The organism is Flavobacterium sandaracinum, assembly GCF_004349135.1.
In the GTDB taxonomy this organism is placed as follows: Bacteria; Bacteroidota; Bacteroidia; order Flavobacteriales; family Flavobacteriaceae; genus Flavobacterium; species Flavobacterium sandaracinum.
This window is the reverse complement of record NZ_SMFN01000002.1, coordinates 156,419-177,086: the sequence shown is the minus strand read 5'-3', so window position 1 is coordinate 177,086 and position 20,668 is coordinate 156,419. Positions and strand designations below refer to the sequence as shown.

The following is a 20,668-nucleotide window of genomic DNA, read 5'->3' as shown; positions in this document are numbered from 1 at the left end:
TAGCTGTTGAAATTAATTGGCCGCAGATTCGCAGATTATAAATATTCGCGAATTTGCGGTTATTTTTTAGGTAAATCCAATCACTAAACACAAACAACAAATTTGCTAAATTGCGGTTGTTTCTTCTCATTTTACACTCTTTAGTAGTCCAAATATAATCTGCGAATCTGTGGCTGTTTTTTACTACATCGAAACAAAAACAGAAAACAACAAATCTGCGAATCTGCGATTGTTTCTTCTCCTTTACATGTCACTATAATCCAGATATAATCTTCGAATCTGTGGCTGTTTTTTACTACATCGAAACAAAAACAGAAAACAACTAATCTGCGAATCTGCGGTTGTTTCTTCTCATTTTATACGTAATTATAATCCAGATATAATCCGCGAATCTGTGGCTGTTTTTTACTACATCGAAACAAAAACAGAAATAATAAATCTGCGAATCTGCGGTTGTTTCTTCTCATTTTATACGTAATTATAATCCAGATATAATCTGCGAATCTGTGGCTGTTCTTTACTACATCGAAACAAAAACAGAAAACAACTAATCTGCGAATTTGCGGTTGTTTCTTCTCCTTTTACATGTCACTATAATCCAAATAGAATCTGCGAATCTGTGGCTGTTCTTTACTACATCGAAACAAAAACAGAAAACAACTAATCTGCGAATCTGCGGTTGTTTCTTCTTCTTTTACATATACTATAATCCAAATATAATCTGCGAATCTATAGTTAAAAACCTAAATGAAATGCAAAAAAAATCCCGTCTCGATAATTACCGAGACGGGATTTTGCACTAGAATTGAGAGAAATTAGTTTTTACTCCACTCTGCAATACTATCTTTATTCATCTTTACGTAATCTTGATTTTTAGCAATTTCAGCTGCGGCAAGTGATGCTTTAGCCGTTTCGATTGCTCCTTTTTTATCTCCAAGTTTTGCCTGAATCAACGATTTTAATCTGTTATACCAAAAAGGTTTGTCTTTAGTCATATCCAGCGCTTTGTTTACATAAACTAACGCTTTAGCAGTATCACCATTAGATTGGAATAAAAATTGAGCAGCAGAAAAATAATCTGCGCTTGTTGGTCCAGATAAAGCTTTCTCAATATTAGCCGTTGCTTTTTGCTGCGTAGGAACTTCAAATTTTACAGCAGCATACGAGTTCTCCCAATATATTTCTAAAAAAGCAAAATTATTGTCTAAACCACTAATTCCAATAGTAAATGTTTCCACACTTTTATTCAATGTTTCTGGTTTAACAGTCGCTCTAAGTGCTACATTGTCTTCTTTCCATTCTTCTGGATTACCCCAGTTATCAGTAGTTTTGTAGAAAATGATTTCCCAACTTTCTATTTTTGGAACTGTAAATAAAGAATAAGTTCCTTTTTTCAACGTTTTACCATCTATAACAACATCGTCGCTAAAAGATACTGTTGTATTTTCATTAGCTCCAGTTCTCCATACTTTTCCAAAAGGGATTAAATTACCAAAAACGGCTCTTCCTCTTGCGCTTGGTCTTGAATAATTAATCTCTACATCTGTCAAACCTACAGCTTGCATGATAGTAGATTTTGGACTTGACTGAGGTGTTTTTACCTGTGCCTCAATGGTGAAATTTGCTATAATAATGGCAAATACAATGATTATTTTTTTCATGTTTTAAATTTTTATGATCTCCAAATTTACAAATTCAATGGCTTTCAAATGTTAATTATTCCTTAATTTAGAATCAATATTCGTAACGGTTTCAAAACCTAATTCGTTAAAGTGATTAATAACAAAATCTGCTTGTGATAAATCTTGCGCCTCAGAGTGAATACTGTTATACCCCACGCACAAAATTCCGGCAGCTTTGGCCGCTTTTATCCCATTCGTACTGTCTTCAATCACAATACAGCTTACTTTCGGCGCAATTGATAAACTCGCTGCATGTTCAAAAATAGCAGGATGTGGTTTCGATTTAGGAAAATCTTCCCCGCTTACCACATGCGTAAAATAATCATGCAACTTAAAGCGGCTAAACACGCGCTCAATTGTCACTTTGGAAGCCGAAGACGCCAAAATCAATTGCACTCCGTTTTGATGTAAATCTTTAATTAGATTTTCAACACCTTCCAGTAATTCCAAATCGGCTTTACTGTCAAAAGCATCGTTAAAAATAGTACGTTTTCTTTGGATCAAATCTTCCACTTCATGGTCAATTACAAAAAACTCTTTCAATTTCTGAAACGTATTTCGAGTCGAAAAACCGGTAAATGAAGTGTACATTTCCTCCGTAACTGGAATATTCAATTCGCCGAATTGTTTAAAATAAGCATAACGGTGTACGGGTTCAGTATCAACTATTACACCATCCATGTCAAAAATTACGGTTTGTATCATTTGTAATTATAAATTATGAGTTTTAAATTCTAAAACAGAGACTGAAAAGCCGACACTATTTTTTTAACAAATAGCGAATCACGGTTTCGGCAGCGTACAAACCAAATAACCCAGGCATGTAACTGTTTGTCCCGTAAAATGATTTTTTAAAATTGGAACCATCGGTCATTTTAAGACTTGCTTCATCTTGAATTTCAGATGAAAAAACCACTTTTAATTTGTCAATTTTAAATTCTTTCAATCGGCGGCGAATGGTTTTAGCAAAGAAGCAATTTACGGTATTCGTAATATCCGTCACTTTCACTTTAGAGGCTTCCATTTTCCCGCCTGCGCCCATGCTACTTATGATTTTGACTCTTTTTCGTTTGGCGGCAATAATCAAATTCAACTTTGGAGTCACACTGTCGATGCAGTCTAAAACATAATCAAATTCTTCTGAAACAATCTCAAAAGCACGCTCCGGCGAAAGAAATTCTTGTACCCGAGTCAATTTTAATTCGGGATTGATATCCATCAATCGATCTCCAACAACGGTGATTTTTGGTTGCCCCACAGTCGAATGTAACGCGGGTAATTGACGGTTAATATTTGTAATATCAACTACGTCGCCATCAACAATCGTCATCGTTCCCACTCCTGCTCTTGCTAAAAATTCAGCGGCAAAAGAACCAACGCCTCCCAATCCTACAACCAGTACATTTGCATTTTTTAAATTATCTAAACCTTCTTTTTTGAATAAAAGTTCGGCTCTTTCTGTCCACTCTGCCATTGTTTTTTTGTTTAAAGTTTAAAGTTCTTGAACAATCTAAAATCAAAAACTTTATTAAAATTACTATTCACAAGTTCCTGTATTTCATTAACAGAAACTCTTTTGTATTTTGCTGCCAATTCATAAACAGCTTCAATTCCTTCTTCAACTGTATCTGTTTCCAGAAAAAATCGACTATTGGGGACGCTAATAAAAACAGCTTCTAATTCCTTATTGAGTAACAAATATTTTCCAAACGAAATATAAAATCCATTGTCCACTAATTGTTTGGCAATTTGTGCATTTTTGGAAAACCCATGAATCAAGATTGGAACTGAAATATTCAATTTTTTCTTTATGGTTATCAATTCCTGAAAAGCAGCGACGCAATGTATCACAACTGGTTTATTGTAATGTTGTGCCAAAAGCAATTGCTTTTCAAAAACCATTTCTTGTAATTCCATAGGAATTTCGATGCGTTTGTCCAATCCGCATTCGCCCACAGCGAGACAACTTGCCTCTTGTAATTTACTTTCTATTATCGCCAAATCAGCTTCTATTCGTTCTTCAACAATAAACCAGGGATGAATCCCGATGGAATAATACGGAATTCTTGCATCAAATTCCTGTGGATATTGATTTACTAATTCCAATACGTTGGACTGATTGGTGAATTTGTGAGTGTGCAGATTAAAGTATTCCATTAGTCGTGAAATTTTTTGACTCCAGCTTTTATTTCGATATCCAAATCGTTTTCTAAAGGAACTTTTGGACAAGAATATTTCGAATTGTACGCGCAATACGGATTGTAAGACGTATTAAAATCAAGCACAATGGCATCTCCTTTTGGAATTCTTAAATCGATATATTTCCCCCCAATATAACTTTCGTGACCTGAAGTCAAATCAGAAAACGGCAGAAATAAATAGTCTTTGTACTCCTTCTTTTTTGAAAGTTCAATATTTTTATACACATTCAGTTTAAAATCCCGACCATCAATTGTGAAAAAAAGTTCACCATATTTGACATACACTGGTTTTCTGTCCGTTGATGTTTTCATTTCAAACGGCTTCTCTTTTGGCATCCTGATTAACTTTGCAACCACATAAAAAGTTTCGTTTGCAGGATAAAAATCCAGCGTTTTAAAAACTGCCAAGTCTTCTGCAGTCAGCGGACTTGTCTTTGCATCGGCATATTCTGCATTCAATTCTGTTTGGAATTTTTCCACCGCCGAAACATCAAATTTATTTTGGCCAAAGCAAAAATTCAATTGAACTAAAAACACAAAAAGCAGCAGATTTTTCATTTGTATGATTTTATGCAAAAATAGCTTAAAAGTTATAAAGCGGCAACGTTTATATATTGGAATAAATAAGTTTATAAGACGGATTCCTAGCCCAGATAGCAGTGAAAATCCTTTTATTTTTTTCTTAAAAAAATAAAAGATTGTAACGAATAGCTGGAAAAAGCTCCTAAAAAACATTGTAAATTTGTGGCTTAGAAATGAACCTTATGCTCAAAACTGCTTTTCAACGTTACATAAATAATTTCAGAGGCTTTACCAGAGAAATTTGGATTCTGACACTCATCACTTTTATCAATCGTGCGGGTACAATGGTTTTACCGTTTTTGTCCAAGTATTTGAAAGAAGATTTGAGTTTTTCCTATGCACAAGTGGGCTGGATTATGGTTGCTTTTGGTTTTGGTTCCATGTTAGGTTCGTGGCTTGGCGGTAAATTATCCGACAAAATAGGTTTTTATAAAATCATGGTTTTCAGTTTATTCACTAGCGGAATATTACTGTTTTTGGTACAATACATTCGGACTTTCTGGGGATTATGCATTGGAATGTTCGTTATAATGACCGTGGCTGACATGTTTCGTCCCGCAATGTTTGTGTCCTTGGCGACGTACGCTAAACCTGAGAATCGCACCAGAGCGCTGACTCTAGTTCGACTGGCAGTAAATTTAGGTTTTACCGCAGGACCAGCTTTGGGCGGTTTAATCATTATGAATTTAGGGTACAGCGGATTATTTTGGGTAGATGGAAGTTCGTGTATTATTTCGATATTAATTTTTACGGTATTAGTAAAAGAACGCAAAAAACCAGCCGATTTAGACTCCGCCAATAGCGAAACCGAGATTCCAGCTTCTGTTTTCAAAGACAAAATATTCTGGATTTTTCTCTTTATTTGTTTTATTACAGCCATGCTTTTCTTTCAACTTTTCACCACTTTACCGCTGTATCACAATGAAAAATTTGGGTTAACAGAGTTTCAAAGCGGGCTTTTATTATCCCTAAATGGACTGTTGATTTTCTTTCTGGAAATGCCAATTGTTAGTTTTAGCCAAAGAAAAGGCATCGATACACTTAAAATTATTCTTTGGGGTTCCTTCCTGATGTCGCTAAGTTTCTACGTTTTAATGATTAATATGTGGGCAGGAATACTAATTGTGAGTATACTTTTTATCACTTTTGGCGAAATGTTCATCTTTCCTTTCTCCAACTCTTTTGCTTTAAGTCGCGCGCCAAAAGGCCACGAAGGACGCTATATGGCTTTGTTTACGATGAGTTTCAGTTTAGCACACATTGCGAGTTCTAAAACCGGACTGGAAATTATTGCCACTTTTGGATACCAAGCCAACTGGTTTGTCATGGGAACACTGGGAATACTTTCGGTAGCGGGTTGTATCTGGCTGCAAAAATTAGTTCGAAAAGAGCAAGACTAATAGTTTCCTAAAATTATTTTTCTCTACCGTATTTAGATAAATGCATTAGCATTTTTTGGAGTTATTTTGCGTTTCAAAAACGTGATTTAACCCTTCAATTCAGTTCCTCCATCTGTTAAAAACTAAAAAATTAGTTAAATAACTATAAAAATAGTTTGCAAACTAAAAATATAGTTGTACGTTTGATTTAAATAAAAAAATCATGCAAAAACTGACCAACAAAGAAGAGGAAATCATGCACATTTTATGGAAGCTAAAAAAAGCATTTGTAAAAGAAGTCCTGGCTGAAATCACAGAGGATCAACCGCATTACAACACACTTTCTACTATTGTACGTAATCTGGAAGAAAAAGGTTTTGTATCTCATAATGCTTTTGGAAACACGCACCAATACTATCCTATTGTAAGTTTAGAGGACTATAGAAAACGCTTTATGCACACGGCAATCGATAATTATTTCAATAGTTCCTATAAAAATATGGTGTCTCATTTTGCCAAAGAAGAGAAGATTTCAGCTGCGGAATTACGAGAGATTTTAGCCATGATTGAAAATCAAGAAGCAAAATAGTTGTATGTTTATAAATACCATTTTCTAAAATAATTATTTATGGAATCAGTAGCAATCTACCTAACCAAATCCTGCGGTTTACTTTTTTTGTTTTTTATAGCGTATCATTTTCTATTGCGCAAAGAAACTTTTTTTACTGCAAATCGTTGGTTCCTCTTAGCAGGATTACTAACTGCTACTGTTTTGCCGTTAGTAGTTTTCACCCAAATAATCTGGGTAGAACCTACACCTGTAAATTATGATTGGTCTTCCTTACCGATAAGAACCGTCGCTGAGGAAAATCATACTGAGGAGTATATTTATTTGGGATTGGCTTTGACTTACTGCACAATAGCATTAGGTTTGTTGACCAAATTTGGGTTTGATTTTTATAGCCTGCGAAAGATTTTTAAAGGAAAAACAATAGAACGTCAGGCTGATTTTAAATTTATAGATACCTCAGAAAATATTGCTCCTTTCTCCTATTTTAATACAATCGTTTACAATTCTTCCTTATACAGCAGTTTTGAATTACAGAATATTTTAGAGCACGAAAAGGTGCATAGCGAACAAAATCATACTGTAGATGTGTTGATTTCTAGAATTTTTTGCGTTATTTTTTGGTTCAACCCATTCATTTGGCTGTACAAAAAGGCCATTTTACAAAACTTGGAATTCATTGCTGATAGCGTAGCCACAAAAAAGCTATCTGACAAAAAAGCCTATCAACTCACGCTTTTAAAAATAACAACACACGAAAATTGTGTTGCCATTACTAATCATTTTTATCAATCATTAATCAAAAAACGAATCGTTATGTTAAACAAAAATCAATCAAACAAAAGGAATTCTTGGAAGTATGCACTTGTACTTCCTGCCCTATTTGCCTTTATGTTTTTATTCCAAATTGAAACCATTGCACAGGAAAAAAGTTCAGAAAAAATGATAATCGAATCTTCCACAGCAATTGAAAATTCAGTGGATGTGTACAAAATAAATAAAAATACTACAGATGAAGAACTTAAAGAAAAAACTACTGCTTTAAACAAAAACTATGGAATAAAGGCCGTTTTTTCTAGGATAAAAAGAAACTCAAAAAATGAATTAATCGCTATTAAAGTTAATTTACAAAAAGGAGAGGAAAAGAATCAGGAAATGGCAATCAAAGGAACTGAAGCTATCAATACATTTGGAATCATTATTTCTAAAAATGAAAACGGAATCCTTACCATAGATTTCGCTGAAGATGATATTCAATTGAATAAAAAAAGTGTTTTAATTTCTCCTAACGCACCTTTGTCTACAACCAAAGAAATTTTTATCAATGGGGTAAAAACAACTCAAAACGAGTTAGATAAATTAGATCCAAAAGCTATTAAAACAATGGATGTAAGTAAAAATAAGGATCAATCTATTATCAAAATTACGACAAAAGAGAAAACTGATGAAAATGCTTCTCAATTCACTTTTAAAATTCCATATAGCGACTTAGGCACTGAAAAAATTGATCCAAACAAAATATCTATTCATAAAATAACAAAAGACACGTACACCGTTACAAAGGTGACTAAAGAGGTAAATGGTGTTCCGGGAGATGCTGACTATTATATTGATGGAAAAAAAGTAAGCCCTCTCGAAGCTGAAAGTATGAATCCAAATCAAATAACCGCTGTTGATGTACAAAAGGACGCTGTGTCAAATAAAAATTCCATCCGTATCCTTACTAAAAACTATGTTGCTAGTAAAGGCAATATGCAACAACCACCAACGCCTCCTACTCCACCAACACCTCCAACTTTTAACTTTAAAACTCCCAAAGCACTTAATTTTCCAAAAGCGCCTGTAGCGCCTAAAGGTTCTCCGGTAAATGGTGATAAAAAAGCATGGGCAGCGTTTGACAAAAAAATGGAAGAATTTAATGCAAAAATGGAAGCAATGGCTCCTCAAATAGCCGATTTTGAAAATAAAATGGATGAATTTGATCAACAAATGAAGCCTTTTAATGCTAAAATGGAAATCTTCGAAAAGAAAATGAAAGTCTACGAGAAGCAAATGGAGGACTATCAAGCCAAACAAAAAGAAAATAAATAGTAAGTGTTAAAAAAGACGGTTTCAATCAAGACCGTCTTTTTTTATATCTTTGTCCAAAATAAACCTTATGTTCAAAATCCTAGCACAAATCAACAAAGTCATATTACCTAGTTTTACTAAGCAACGTTTGGATTTAGCTAAAGCCAAGAAATGGCAAATGGCCATTATTGGTTTCAGGTATTATGTAACCACACGTGCGTTAAATTAATACGTTATTGCTGCAAAAATCTCGTTCCCTTTAATTTTTGCCCTTCCGTTTAAGAAAGTCAATTCCATTAGGAAATTGCATTGCACGATTTCGCCACCCAATCGTTCCACCAATTCACAAACTGCTTTTGCCGTTCCTCCGGTGGCTAAAACATCATCGTGAATCAGAATTCGGTCCCCTTTTTGAATCGCATCAGTATGTATTTCTAAAGTATCGGTTCCATATTCTAAATCATACGTTGCAGAAATGGTTTCGTAAGGCAACTTATTCGGTTTACGAACTGGAATAAAACCAACATTTAATTCTTGCGCGATTAACATTCCAAAGAAAAAACCCCGACTTTCTACTCCTATTACCTTGTCAATTTTTTTATTGGCGAGTGAAGAAACCAGTATATCAAGGCATTTTTTCCTTGCTTTAGGGTCAATTAACAACGGAGTGATGTCTTTAAACAAAATTCCTTCTTTAGGAAATCCCTGAATATCACGGATATACTTTTCTAACGGCATCTTTTTTTATTTTTTTACAATTTTACAGTTGCAAATTACACATTTATCCTTATATTTGCACCCGCAATGAAGTTATTATAACGGTTTGCAAATGGCCTTGTGGCGCAACTGAATAGCGCACTTGATTACGGCTCAAGAGGTTACTGGTTTGAATCCAGTCAAGGTCACTTTTAAAATCCCTAATAGTACTTAAAATCAGTATTTTAGGGATTTTTTATTTAATTGTTTGTCCATTTTTAATCTAAAGTAATTCTGCCTTACAACTACTCCTATTCCTGCTCCTTCTTTCTTTGAATCATCAAAATCAAAGCAGAAAATAATTTTTTAGCACTAACCGTTTCTGTTTTCATTACTTGAACTCCAACCATTTTTATAAAATTAAATGAGCGTTGCCTATTGTTTCTTTCAATTTGGCGTCCACTTTAGCTATTGCTGCATATTCCTGCCAGTTGGTAACGGTATCACTAATTTTTTGAATTATCGCTTCAGACTTTTTAATATTCATGCTCTTCGCAATTTGCAAAAGATCCGCTCTTGTAATGTCTTTTCTCTTTCCGTTGATGCTTAGATTGTGTTGACTTACCCAATCGCTACCTGGGCGGTACGCAAAACAAATATCATAAGCTGGTGCCAATTCCCAATTCCCATCTTTCTTTAGTCTGAAAGCAAAGTTTTTGGTATGATCATCACAATTTCTTGCGATTACATTAAACACCATCCTTCTGTACATTTGTTCTGCCTCTGGATAGGGTAATCGCAGCAAACGCATCGTTTGAAAAAGTTGTTCGTAGCTAAAACTGGTAATTTGGCTAAAATCATAATGCTGCATGGCACACAACGTTTGTACGTGGTGTTTTTGTTCGCCACCCTCCCGGTCAAAACGCTTCGTCATGAAATGTGCTCTGCCCTTTTCTTCTAATAGCCTGCACTCCATCATATCAATTTCACAATCTTTTGCCATTAGGTAATAGGCCATTTCAATTCTGCCAAAGCCGGTGCTTTCGCCAAATTGCACATCGCTTACCGTATCTAACTTTAGTAACCAATGCTCAAAACCTTTTGGAGCACTAGTCTGTCCCGATTTTACTTGACCTGTTTTTTCGTTATAGGCAATAATAGCTTTTGGTCGAGCACCACCAGCCGAAGTTCCTATTTTAAGAATATCCAACATGGCTTGTTGTTCATCGTCACTCAGGTTAGTTTCAAAACGATCTCTTTTGGATAGCATTTTTTGAGAAATGTGAATCAAATTATCAACTTCAATTTCAAAGGCTCTTTTGGTAGTTTTAAGCTGTGAAGGTTCAAATTCTAAAGCACCCATTCCGCGTGTTCCTATAAAACACAAGAGTTCAACGGGGTTCATACTATTTTCTGGACGCCCATTTTGTGCAAGCCAGCTATTGATTAATTGATTTCCATAATCATCTGGTAATACATCCGCTAATAATCCCGGTAACCCTTTAAATGTTTTTATGTCCCGTAATTCTGGAAACGAAAAAATACGCTTCATGCTATTGATTATCGGCATTTTTAAAGGTGCCAAATCGGTTTTAGTATTTATAAATTTGGGATCATACTCAAAACTTGCCAAACCTTTTTCCGCATTCCACGCAACAGCTCCTACCGTTTCTCCCCATATTTTTACAAAAGCAGTTGTAATCATTACCAGTCGGATTTATTAGTGTTATCGCTAGCACTATTTCTAGCGCGTTGCCTCATTTGTTTATCTTGTTTTGCCAATTCCAGTGGACTCACTTCGTGTTGCATAGTAAACCCTTCAAGGAGCTGTAAAATATTTAAAGCTCTCATAATTTGAATAAGTGACAGCATTGTGATGGCTTCACCATTTTCAATTTGGCTTAATGTCGAACGATTGACACCAGCTGCATCTGCCAATTGCACTTGAGTCTTATTACCCTTTAATCGCTCTTGTTTTATGAATGCGCCCATCTTACTCACGATAGCAGTATCACTCATGGCAACCCAGTCTGTGTTGGTATTTCCCATTATTATCTGTTTAAAATTGTATTACTGTTGGTATTTACCAACAAATATAAACAAAATTTAATAATTAACGAATAGTTGGTGCTTTATGTGGGTAAATGCCATCGTTATTGGTTAAAAGTGATATTAATGATGGTTTTTAGCATCAAAATATAAAATAATCAACTGTGTACTGAAAGTCCACAGATTTGCTTTGGCAGACTGAAAGTCTGCACGGTTAAAATTTTACTACGAATTACACCCATTTTCACAAAATAATTCGTGCTATTTGTGTAATTTGTAGTAGAAAATAGTTGCAGAAGCTAAAGCTACATGCACTACAGCGAATAGTTTTAACTATTGCTGTGACCAATATAAAAAGTAAACGCATCAATCACACGCAAACGCTTTATAACAGTCAAGTTAGCAGTAGCTACCACAATTCTTTTCGTCAACAACTTACCCATTCCATACCTTTAAAAAAATAAATCACGCTCCGCTCCAGCCAATTGTTATGATCTAATTAAATTTGCAGTACATTTTACCTATAAAATTGTGCAAAATATCCTATTTTTACGACTCATACATTTTAATCCATAAGCATAAAAAAATATAATGTCAAAAACCATTGCCAAAGCCGACATCGATTTTGAAAAAGAACTCTGGGACGCCGCCAACGAATTAAGAGGCGCCGTATCCGAGAACAACTATAAAAACTACATCTTACCTCTCGTGTTTTTAAAACACCTGAGCGAGCGGTATGACATCGTACACGATGAAATTGCCGACTTACTAAAAGACCCAAAATCAGACTATTACACCTCGGACAAAGAAGAAATCAACTATGTACTCGAAGACCGGGACGAATACCGTTCGCGCAATACTTTTGTAGTCCCTAAGAAAGCCTCTTGGAACTACCTGAAAGACAATGCCGAACAAGACGATATCAAAGTTATTATTGATGATGCCTTTGATGTGATTCAGGATTTATTGACCGACCATAACCCACAATTAAACAATTTATTACCGCGTATTTTTGTGCGCTCGGAGTTGTCAGCAAAACAAACAGCTGGAATTATAAACTTGCTTTCGCACACCAAATTCTCCGAAAAAGAAAATCCCGAAAGTGATATTTTAGGTCGAATTTATGAGTTCTACATAGGCCGTTTTGCCATGGCCGAAGGTTCTGGTGCCGGACAGTTCTTCACGCCGGGAAGCATTGTGCGTTTGCTTGTCGAAATTCTAGAACCGTACAAAGGACGCATCTTTGATCCCGCTTGTGGCTCTGGCGGTATGTTTGTACAAAGTTTAAAATTCATCAACGAACACGGCGGAAACAAAAACGACATCTCGATTTACGGACAAGAGATGACAGCCCAAACCCTGCGTTTGTGTTTAATGAACCTTTTGCTGCGTGATTTATCCTTTGATATAAAAATGGGTAATTCATTGCTCGATGATAAATTCCCGCAACTAAAAGCCGATTATATTATTGCCAATCCTCCCTTTAATGTGAGCAACTGGCACCCTGAAGATTTACCCGAAGGCGACCCGCGTTTGTTTGGTCCTAAAGAAGAATTTACCACCGATGGCTCTGCTAATTATATGTGGATGCAAACCTTCTGGCACCACCTCAGCGACACCGGAACAGCTGGTATTGTAATGGCAAACGGCGCCATGACCTCAAATACCAAAGGAGAGAAAAACGTACGCCAGCACATGGTAGACAACAGCATGATCGATTGTATTGTGCGCATGCCCGATAAGTTATTTTTAACCACAGGAATTCCTGCCTGTTTGTTTATCCTGAGTAAAAACCGAGATGGTAAAGATGGCCAACACCGCGAGCGCAACAACGAAATTTTGTTTTTGGATGCCTCCAAAATGGGAACCATGACCAGCCGTAAACTACGCGTTTTTAGCGATGCTGATGTGAACAAAATAGCCGACACCTACCACAACTGGCGCTCTGTCACTTCGAGCGGAGTCGAGAAGCAGAGCGGAGTCGAGAAGCAGAGCGGAGTCGAGAAGCAGAGCGGAGTCGAGAACACCTACAAAGACGTTGATGGTTTTAGCAAAGCTGCCACCCTTGCCGAGGTACAAAAACAAGATTACAAACTAACGCCCGGAATTTATGTAGGTACCGAAGCCGAAGAAGACGATGGGATTTTGTTTGAGGATAAAATGGAAGGTTTGAAAGCAACCCTTTTGACGCAGTTTGAAAAAAGCGAATTATTGAAAAAACAAATTGTGGCTAATTTTGAAAAATTATAGTTTGGGCTCCCGATAGTTATCGGAACTCTTAAAAACTGCATGATGTATTATATCCAAGGTAAAATCTGTGAAACAGAAAATTAATTTTAAATGACAGAGCATGGCTATCGAAGACGCTAATATTGAATACAAAAGTTTAAAAAAAGTAATAGGAAAAACTGCAGATTTAAAAAGTCTTGCTGAAACTTGTGTTTCTTTTGCCAATGCCCAAGGAGGTGAAATTGTAGTGGGAATAGAAAACGCAGCAACAAAACCTGATCCTAATCAAAAGATAAAAATTGAAGCAGTAAATCTTGTTATTTCTAGACTAAGAGATTTAACAGACTCCGTGGCTTTGGTAAATCCTATTATTATTGATGATGAAAATGAAGGGCAATATTTTAAATTTAAAATTCTTCCATCATCTAGAACGATAGCAACAACCTCTTCAGGTAAAGTATTGATTAGAATAACTGACAATAGTGTTCCTATCTCTGGAGAAGAATTAACCAACTTGGCTGCAGAAAAAAATGCTTTTCAATGGGAATTAGTTTCTACAAAAAAAATTAGTTGGATTAATTCAAATATTGCAGAGGTTTCTAGTTTTATCGAAGACATCCAAAAGTCAAAAATAGTATCTAATTTTATTAAAGAAAAATCAAATGATGAAATATTAGAATTTTATCAATTGATTACCTCTGAGGGATATTTAACAAATTTAGGTGTAGTTTGGTTTGGAACTACTACTCAAAGAGCAAATTTAAGTTATCCAATAACCGTTCAATATATTGTATACAATGATTTTGAGGAAAAAATAAGAAAAAAAGATTGGCACTTTCATATACACAACCCAAAGCAATTGGTAATAGACATTGAAAAAGAGGCTACAGAATTAAACTATACTACTGAAATTTCAAATGGACTATTTAGAAAACAAATTCGTAATTATCCCAAAGAAGTTATTCGAGAGTTATTAATTAATGCCATTGCTCATAAGCGTTTTACAATATCTGGTGATATTTTCATTGAAGTATATCCTGACAGATTGGTAATAACTAATCCAGGAGGATTACCTCTAGGCATCACAAAAGACAATATCCTACATGAAAGACATCGAAGAAATCCTCATTTAATAAATACACTTCACGATCTTGGTTTAATGGAAGGAGAAGGTTCAGGCTATGATTTAATATACGAAAAATTAGCAAGAGATATAAAACCATTACCTATAATCGAAAGTAATTTTAATAAAACTAGTGTCACTATTTATTCTGGAATAGTAAACAAAGAAGCTTTAGAAATAATTGAATATGTAAGTCAACATTTTAGATTGTCTCAAAAGGAATACACAGTACTTGGTATTGTTGCTGCTGAAAAGAAAATAACCGCACCCCAATTAAGTCTAAAATTGCAACTTTCTACTGAAGATAGAATGCGAAATTGGATTGGTTCTTTATTAGAAAAATCGATATTAATTACTCGAGGAGTTAAAAAAGGAACTGAATATTTACTTAATCCTACTTTATTTTCACAATCTAAATTGAAGATCACACCTTCATTAAAAACTATTGATAAGGAACAATTGAAGCACCTAATTTTAGAATTTATTAGATATAACGGTGCGAACTCTAAAACTGAAATTTCGAGTCATATACAAGATGTAGAAGTAAAAGACATTCAAAAATGTCTTTATGCATTGGTAAAAACAGAAGATTTAATAACGTCTGGTGGTTTAAAAAACAGAAAATACAATCTGGTCAAAAAAAAACAAACGAAAAATAAAAATGACTAATAAAAAACATAATCCCTTTATTCACAATGAATAAGCTTATTTTAAACTCAAAAAGAACTAAAATAAAAAGCAATACAATTTTAAATAAATACCTAAAATTGTAATCATGTTCATTTTTCTTAAATGTTCATGTAACATGAACAGATAAATAAGAGGAACAACACAAGCCAACGCACCAACCGTCATTACGAGAAACCAGAAATACTATGAAGGCAAATATGATAAGAGGGTAAAATAAAAAAGCCACAGACTACGGTGCTGTAGCGTACGTTTTCACGAACCAGGTCCTTTTCCCTAGGGAAATGACTTTGCAAATGCACAACTCTTGTGCCAAAAACAAATTTTATATCAAAATTAGGCAGAGGAATCAATTGGAAGCTAAAAAAAGCACAACTAATTTTGTATTAGTATTGATCTAGTATCAAAAATAGAAAATACTGTCTGACTAAAAAAAATTGCATTGTTTACAAGGGATTAACTTATTTTTAATCCAAAAATAAAACGAAAGTCAATGTCGTTTAGTTAAGAATTAAATGCTACCGTGTTGTCATTTCGACGAAGGAGAAATCGCAGCCAGTTGCTCACGTTATGTGATTTCTCCTTCGTCGAAATGACAAAACACAAAATCGAATTGTTTACAAGGGATTAACTTATCTTTAATCCAAAATAAAAACACACTAAAATAAAAATATAAATGCCCGAAAACTGGAAAACATATAAACTCTCCGAAGCTCTCGAAATTAAATATGGTAAAGACCATAAAAAAGTAGAAGCCGGTAACATACCTATTTATGGAACTGGAGGTATTATGAGATATGGTAATCAATTCCTTTATGACAAGGAAACAATACTGATTCCTCGAAAAGGTTCTTTGAATAATATTTACTATTTAAACGAACCTTTTTGGTCGGTTGACACGATATTTTGGTCTAAAATAAATGAAGAAGTAGCATTTCCTAAATATCTTTTCTACAATTTAAAGATTTTAGATTTTGCTTCGATGGATGTTGGCTCTGCAATTCCCAGTTTAACGACTGAACTTTTAAAAAAAATAGAAATTCGATTACCTGAATTACCAGAACAAATCGCCATTGCCTCCATCCTTTCTGCTTTAGACGATAAAATAGAGCTGAACCTACAAATGAACAAAACCCTCGAAGAAATGGCGATGGCGTTGTACAAACATTGGTTTGTAGATTTTGGCCCTTTCCAAAACGGGAAATTCATAGACTCTGATTTGGGAATGATTCCTGAAGGTTGGGAAGTGAAGAGATTAGAGGATATTTCTAAAATTAAAGGTGGAAAAAGACTTCCAAAAGGAGCACAATTGCAAATTACGCCAAATAGTCATCCTTATATTCGTGTAAGAGATTTTAATCATTCATATCTTAGCGATAAAGGAATGGAATACGTTCCTAATGAAGTTTTTAGTTTGATTTCAAATTATATCGTTAGCACTAATGATGTTGTGCTTACTATCGTAGGAACTGTTGGGAGTTTAGCAATTGTAGGTGAGAATCTAAACCGTGGTAGTTTGACTGAGAATTGTGTCAAGATTACGCTGACATATCATGGTTTTTCACCCGAATTAATATATTTACAATTGAAATCAGTTAATGGTCAAGACGAAATAAGAAGTAAAACTGTGGGATCTACTCAACCAAAACTTCCAATTTATAATATAAATAGTTTAAAAATAGTTTTGCCACATAATCTTAGTTTGCTTCAAGAAATCATAAGTGAGATTAAAAATTATTATAATATAGTCTATAAAAATACAATGGAAAACCAAACCCTCACAACTCTCCGCGACACCTTATTACCCAAACTCATCAGCGGCGAAGTTCGAGTAAAAGATGTTGAAAATTTAGTACAAGAGATACTATGAAAGATATGATCGAGATAACGGTTCAAAAAGCGGCAATCGAGTGGTTGCAGGATTTGGGTTATACACGCAAGGAAGGCAATTCCTTAAACCGTGACCTCAAAAAAGTAGTGCTCGAGATAGAGTTGCGTTCCTTCTTGCAAAAAACTTACGCTGATGTTCCTGCAACCGCCATCAATGAAGCTATGGCCGCTTTTACCCAGCATTTAGGGATGGACACGGATCACCGCAACCGCGACTTTCATCGCAAAATGACACAAGGAATTTCCGTTTCTTGGAAAGATGCGCAAGGCAAAGAAAACGCCAAGCATATTTATCCCATCAACTACGCCGTACCAGAGCAAAACAGTTTTATTTGCGCTGATGAAGTCTCTATAGTAGGCAAAAACAACCGCCGTATGGATCTACTGATTTTCATCAATGGATTGCCAGTGATTGTTTTCGAATTCAAAAATATGTTTGCCCATGACGTTGGTGTCGATAATGCCCACGGCCAAATAGGCCATTGTTTGCTAGACATTCCGCAATTGTTCGATTACAACGCGTTGACCATCATTTCAGACGGTCGCGAAGCCTTGCACGGCATGTACAATTCGTCCCTTAAATGGTTTGCTCCATGGAAAAGTGTAACCGGCGACACCATAGAACGAAACACCGATCTGCAACTGGAAACCCTAATTAATGGCTTGTTTCCAAAGGATATTTTACTCAATTACCTGCAAAATTTTATCTTTCACGAAGACCACAACGGCAAAATCATCAAGAAAGGTGCTAAATACCACCAGTTTTGGGGAATTAATAAAGCGGTAACCTCAGCAGTAGCCAATATAAAACCCAACGGTGACGGACGATTGGGCGTAATTTGGCATACCCAAGGATCAGGAAAAAGCATTTCGATGGCAATACTAACGGGTATTTTGCGCCAATTGCCCGAAATGAAAAACCCAACCATCGTCATACAAGTCGATCGCTCGGATTTAGACCAGCAACTGTATGAGAGTTTTGTATTGTGTAAAGACTTGGTCGGCGATGTACAACACGCTGACACTACCGATGAATTAAGAACATTACTCAGCAATGATGGCGGCGGCGTAATTTTTACCACAATAGAGAAATTCAGGTTAAAAGATTTAGAAAACGGAAAAGAACGAGAACACCCTGTACTTTCAGAACGCTATAATTTAATCATCATGGCCGATGAGGCACACCGCACGCAATACGGTTTTAATGATGGTGGTTTTGCGCAAAACATCCGTAGAGCCTTGCCTAATGCATCGTTTATTGGTTTTACAGGAACACCCGTTGATGGCAAAGGAGCCGATACGGAATTAGTTTTTGGAAAAACGATACATACTTACGACATCAAACAAGCGGTAGAAGATGGCGCCACGGTGCCTATTTACTACGAGCCCAAAATGGTTCCACTGAACATCAATGCTAAATATGCAGCCGAATTAGATCAGGTAGATGAAGACGAAGAAGAAAGCACCCATACCGTTTGGGCAGCGATAGAAGATGCAGCAGGTTCAGAAGACCGTGTCAAGACAGTAGCGGCTGATATACTAGAACATTATAATGCCCGCATACAAACACTCGACGGAAAAGCTATGATTGTGTGCATGAGCCGAAGAAACTGCGTAAAAATGTACGATGCCATTACAGCGCTTGAAGGTTGTCCGGAAATCGCTGTGATTATGACCAGCAATATTGGCAAAGACCCAGTGGCTTGGAATGAACACGTACGCACGAAGGACAATATGGAAGCCATCAAAAAGCGTTTCCGCACGCCCGAAGATCCTTTGAAAATGGTGATTGTTCGTGATATGTGGTTAACTGGTTTTGATGCTCCTTGTGCGCATACGATGTATGTAGACAAGATCATGAAAGGGCATAACTTAATGCAAGCTATTGCTCGTGTAAACAGAGTTTTTGAGGATAAACCAAACGGATTAGTAGTGGATTTTATAGGAATCTCAGGCTTTTTAGCAGAAGCGACCAAAAAATATACCGGCAGCGGTGGCGAAGGAAAACCAACCATCGATATGGATGTGGCGGTGAACTTGTGTTTGGAGCAATTTGTGGCGGTAAAAGAGCTGATGCCTGATTTTGATATTGCAGTTTTCAATACCATGAAGGAAAGCGAAAAGATGAAATGGTCGAATAATGCAGTCAATGATTTATTACAATCGGATGCAGTTACAGATGCTTTTTTGTTAGAAGAAAGAAAATTGACTGAGCTGGTAGCCATGACCAATTCTGACCCACGCATTTGGGAAATTCAGGAAGAAATAGCCATTATTCAGAAAATGCGGGAAGTTATTCGAAAGATAAAATCACCACCCGGGCCACAACGTAAGAAGAACGACCGCATCAAAGATTTAATCAGCAAATCTATCGAATCGCAAAAAATTGTGGATCTGGCTGCTATGTACGATTTAGACAAAATAGACATTTCTATTATCGATGATCGTTTTCAAGCCATGGTTAAAGAAAAAGGCGGCGAGAATATCAAAGTCGAATTATTACGACGCATCATCAATGATGAATTAAAAGTGCGGATGGTAAAGAACATTCGTAAAATGACCAGCCTAAAAGAAGAACTCGAGAAAGTATTGAGTAAATACCACAAGAACAGTCTCGATTCTATAGCGGCAATCAAACACTTGCTGGACATCGCCACCGAATTCAAAAATGACGACATACGAACCAAAGAATTAGGTTTAACCGAAGATGAATTGGCTTTTTATGATTTGCTATCTGCCAATGAAAAAATCATAAATCAATCAGGACCCATTCAGGATTTAGTGCATCGCGTAGTAGCCTTGGTTAAGAAAAACTTGCAACTCGATTGGACTAAAAAAGAAGATGCTCGCTCCGCAATACGATTGGCCGTTAAAAAAGAATTAAAAGGCAAAGTCCCATTTTCAGAACTGGATAATTTATTGAAAGAAGTTTTGGAACAAGCCGAAGGACAGTATAAGGACTGGCCATTGATGGGGTAATTTGCAAAAAGACATTACAACTGTCTGATAATAAGCAATAAGAATAAAACAATGGCGTATTTTTTAAACTTAATTTTTTTGTCATTTCGACGAAGGAGAAATCACATAACGAGAGCAACTAATGCGATTTCTCCTTCGTCGAAATGACACAATAACGGAATAAATTTTTCAAGTTTAAAACCGATAAGATTTAAAAGCAAAATAGGACAATAAATAATTCTCATTACTTAGATTTCGCTTGTTTGGAGAAAAAAACATTTCATTACATATAGAAAACATAGTCCCGAAGCTTCGGGATGAAAGAATTACTCCTATTTAATGCTGTATTTTGGCATTTTTCTATGACGCTATGTGGTAAAAAATATAATGCGTTTGCCCTGTATAAATTAAGCAATAATAAGGTCATTTAAGGTTTAATGCTTATATGATTTTTTATGTTAAATAGTATTTCACTCCTTTTATAGTACGGCAATAAATAAGTCCAACTACTTGACTATTATTTGTACTTATTTTGTCATTCCGCCAATGACGAA

The 20,668-nt window shown here is 35.6% G+C and carries 16 protein-coding genes and 1 tRNA gene; 9 read left to right on the top strand and 8 right to left on the bottom strand.

Annotation, left to right across the window (positions count from 1 at the left end; all coding sequences use genetic code 11):
* Nucleotides 1–815: 815 nt before the first annotated feature.
* From E0F91_RS02695 to E0F91_RS02675, 5 genes are read right to left on the bottom strand one after another with little or no spacing between them, the layout of a single operon-like run.
* Entirely contained in the window at nucleotides 816–1,661 is an 846-nt protein-coding gene (locus tag E0F91_RS02695; protein ID WP_132064809.1) for a DUF2911 domain-containing protein, read from the bottom strand.
* 51 nt (nucleotides 1,662–1,712) lie between these two features.
* On the bottom strand, nucleotides 1,713–2,387 hold the full coding sequence (locus E0F91_RS02690) for an HAD family hydrolase (protein ID WP_132064808.1): 675 nt from the start codon (nucleotides 2,385–2,387) through the stop codon (nucleotides 1,713–1,715).
* A gap of 55 nt (nucleotides 2,388–2,442) precedes the next feature.
* Entirely contained in the window at nucleotides 2,443–3,156 is a 714-nt protein-coding gene (locus E0F91_RS02685; RefSeq protein WP_132064807.1) for a tRNA threonylcarbamoyladenosine dehydratase, read from the bottom strand.
* An 11-nt stretch (nucleotides 3,157–3,167) separates the two neighbouring features.
* A complete protein-coding gene (locus E0F91_RS02680; protein ID WP_132064806.1) occupies nucleotides 3,168–3,839 on the bottom strand; it encodes a TatD family hydrolase in 672 nt (223 codons plus the stop codon).
* Nucleotides 3,839–4,441, bottom strand: a complete 603-nt coding sequence (locus tag E0F91_RS02675) for a DUF1684 domain-containing protein (RefSeq protein ID WP_132064805.1) — start codon at nucleotides 4,439–4,441, stop codon at nucleotides 3,839–3,841. The genes E0F91_RS02680 and E0F91_RS02675 overlap by 1 nt, the downstream gene beginning before the upstream one ends.
* A gap of 206 nt (nucleotides 4,442–4,647) precedes the next feature.
* Here E0F91_RS02675 and E0F91_RS02670 point away from each other — a divergent pair, with 206 nt between their 5' ends.
* From E0F91_RS02670 to E0F91_RS02655, 4 genes are all read left to right on the top strand, one after another.
* Nucleotides 4,648–5,865 carry an MDR family MFS transporter gene (locus tag E0F91_RS02670; RefSeq protein WP_132064804.1) on the top strand — a complete coding sequence of 406 codons (1,218 nt, stop codon included), beginning with the start codon at nucleotides 4,648–4,650 and terminating at the stop codon, nucleotides 5,863–5,865.
* Nucleotides 5,866–6,067: 202 nt separating this feature from the next.
* Complete coding sequence (locus E0F91_RS02665) at nucleotides 6,068–6,433, top strand: BlaI/MecI/CopY family transcriptional regulator (RefSeq protein WP_073355440.1); 366 nt, start codon at nucleotides 6,068–6,070, stop codon at nucleotides 6,431–6,433.
* Between the two features lie 39 nt (nucleotides 6,434–6,472).
* On the top strand, nucleotides 6,473–8,503 hold the full coding sequence (locus E0F91_RS02660) for a M56 family metallopeptidase (protein WP_132064803.1): 2,031 nt from the start codon (nucleotides 6,473–6,475) through the stop codon (nucleotides 8,501–8,503).
* Between the two features lie 67 nt (nucleotides 8,504–8,570).
* Nucleotides 8,571–8,711, top strand: a complete 141-nt coding sequence (locus tag E0F91_RS02655) for an SsrA-binding protein (protein WP_132064802.1) — start codon at nucleotides 8,571–8,573, stop codon at nucleotides 8,709–8,711.
* Here the strand turns inward: E0F91_RS02655 and E0F91_RS02650 are convergent.
* The gene (locus tag E0F91_RS02650; RefSeq protein ID WP_132064801.1) at nucleotides 8,708–9,220 is read right to left on the bottom strand and encodes an adenine phosphoribosyltransferase; all 513 of its coding nucleotides are present in this window, start codon (nucleotides 9,218–9,220) and stop codon (nucleotides 8,708–8,710) included. The genes E0F91_RS02655 and E0F91_RS02650 overlap by 4 nt on opposite strands.
* A 93-nt stretch (nucleotides 9,221–9,313) precedes the next feature.
* On the opposite strand from E0F91_RS02650, the gene E0F91_RS02645 reads away from it, so the two are divergent.
* Nucleotides 9,314–9,387, top strand: a tRNA-Arg gene (locus E0F91_RS02645).
* Between the two features lie 203 nt (nucleotides 9,388–9,590).
* On the opposite strand, the gene E0F91_RS02640 is transcribed toward E0F91_RS02645, so the two are convergent.
* Together E0F91_RS02640 and E0F91_RS02635 are read right to left on the bottom strand one after the other, a co-directional pair.
* Nucleotides 9,591–10,883 (bottom strand): type II toxin-antitoxin system HipA family toxin, encoded by a 1,293-nt coding sequence (locus E0F91_RS02640; RefSeq protein ID WP_132064800.1) that lies wholly within the window; start codon nucleotides 10,881–10,883, stop codon nucleotides 9,591–9,593.
* Nucleotides 10,883–11,227: a helix-turn-helix domain-containing protein gene (locus E0F91_RS02635; RefSeq protein ID WP_132064799.1), complete on the bottom strand. Its 345-nt coding sequence runs from the start codon at nucleotides 11,225–11,227 to the stop codon at nucleotides 10,883–10,885. Before E0F91_RS02635 ends, E0F91_RS02640 begins: the two co-directional genes overlap by 1 nt.
* A gap of 591 nt (nucleotides 11,228–11,818) precedes the next feature.
* Here E0F91_RS02635 and E0F91_RS02630 point away from each other — a divergent pair.
* From E0F91_RS02630 to E0F91_RS02615, 4 genes are all read left to right on the top strand, one after another.
* Entirely contained in the window at nucleotides 11,819–13,477 is a 1,659-nt protein-coding gene (locus tag E0F91_RS02630) for a type I restriction-modification system subunit M (RefSeq protein ID WP_132064798.1), read from the top strand.
* Nucleotides 13,478–13,577: 100 nt separating this feature from the next.
* Complete coding sequence (locus E0F91_RS02625; protein WP_132064797.1) at nucleotides 13,578–15,248, top strand: ATP-binding protein; 1,671 nt, start codon at nucleotides 13,578–13,580, stop codon at nucleotides 15,246–15,248.
* Between the two features lie 694 nt (nucleotides 15,249–15,942).
* Nucleotides 15,943–17,136 (top strand): restriction endonuclease subunit S, encoded by a 1,194-nt coding sequence (locus E0F91_RS02620; protein WP_132064796.1) that lies wholly within the window; start codon nucleotides 15,943–15,945, stop codon nucleotides 17,134–17,136.
* Nucleotides 17,133–20,135 carry a type I restriction endonuclease subunit R gene (locus tag E0F91_RS02615; protein WP_132064795.1) on the top strand — a complete coding sequence of 1,001 codons (3,003 nt, stop codon included), beginning with the start codon at nucleotides 17,133–17,135 and terminating at the stop codon, nucleotides 20,133–20,135. Before E0F91_RS02620 ends, E0F91_RS02615 begins: the two co-directional genes overlap by 4 nt.
* The last annotated feature ends 533 nt before the right edge of the window (nucleotides 20,136–20,668 follow it).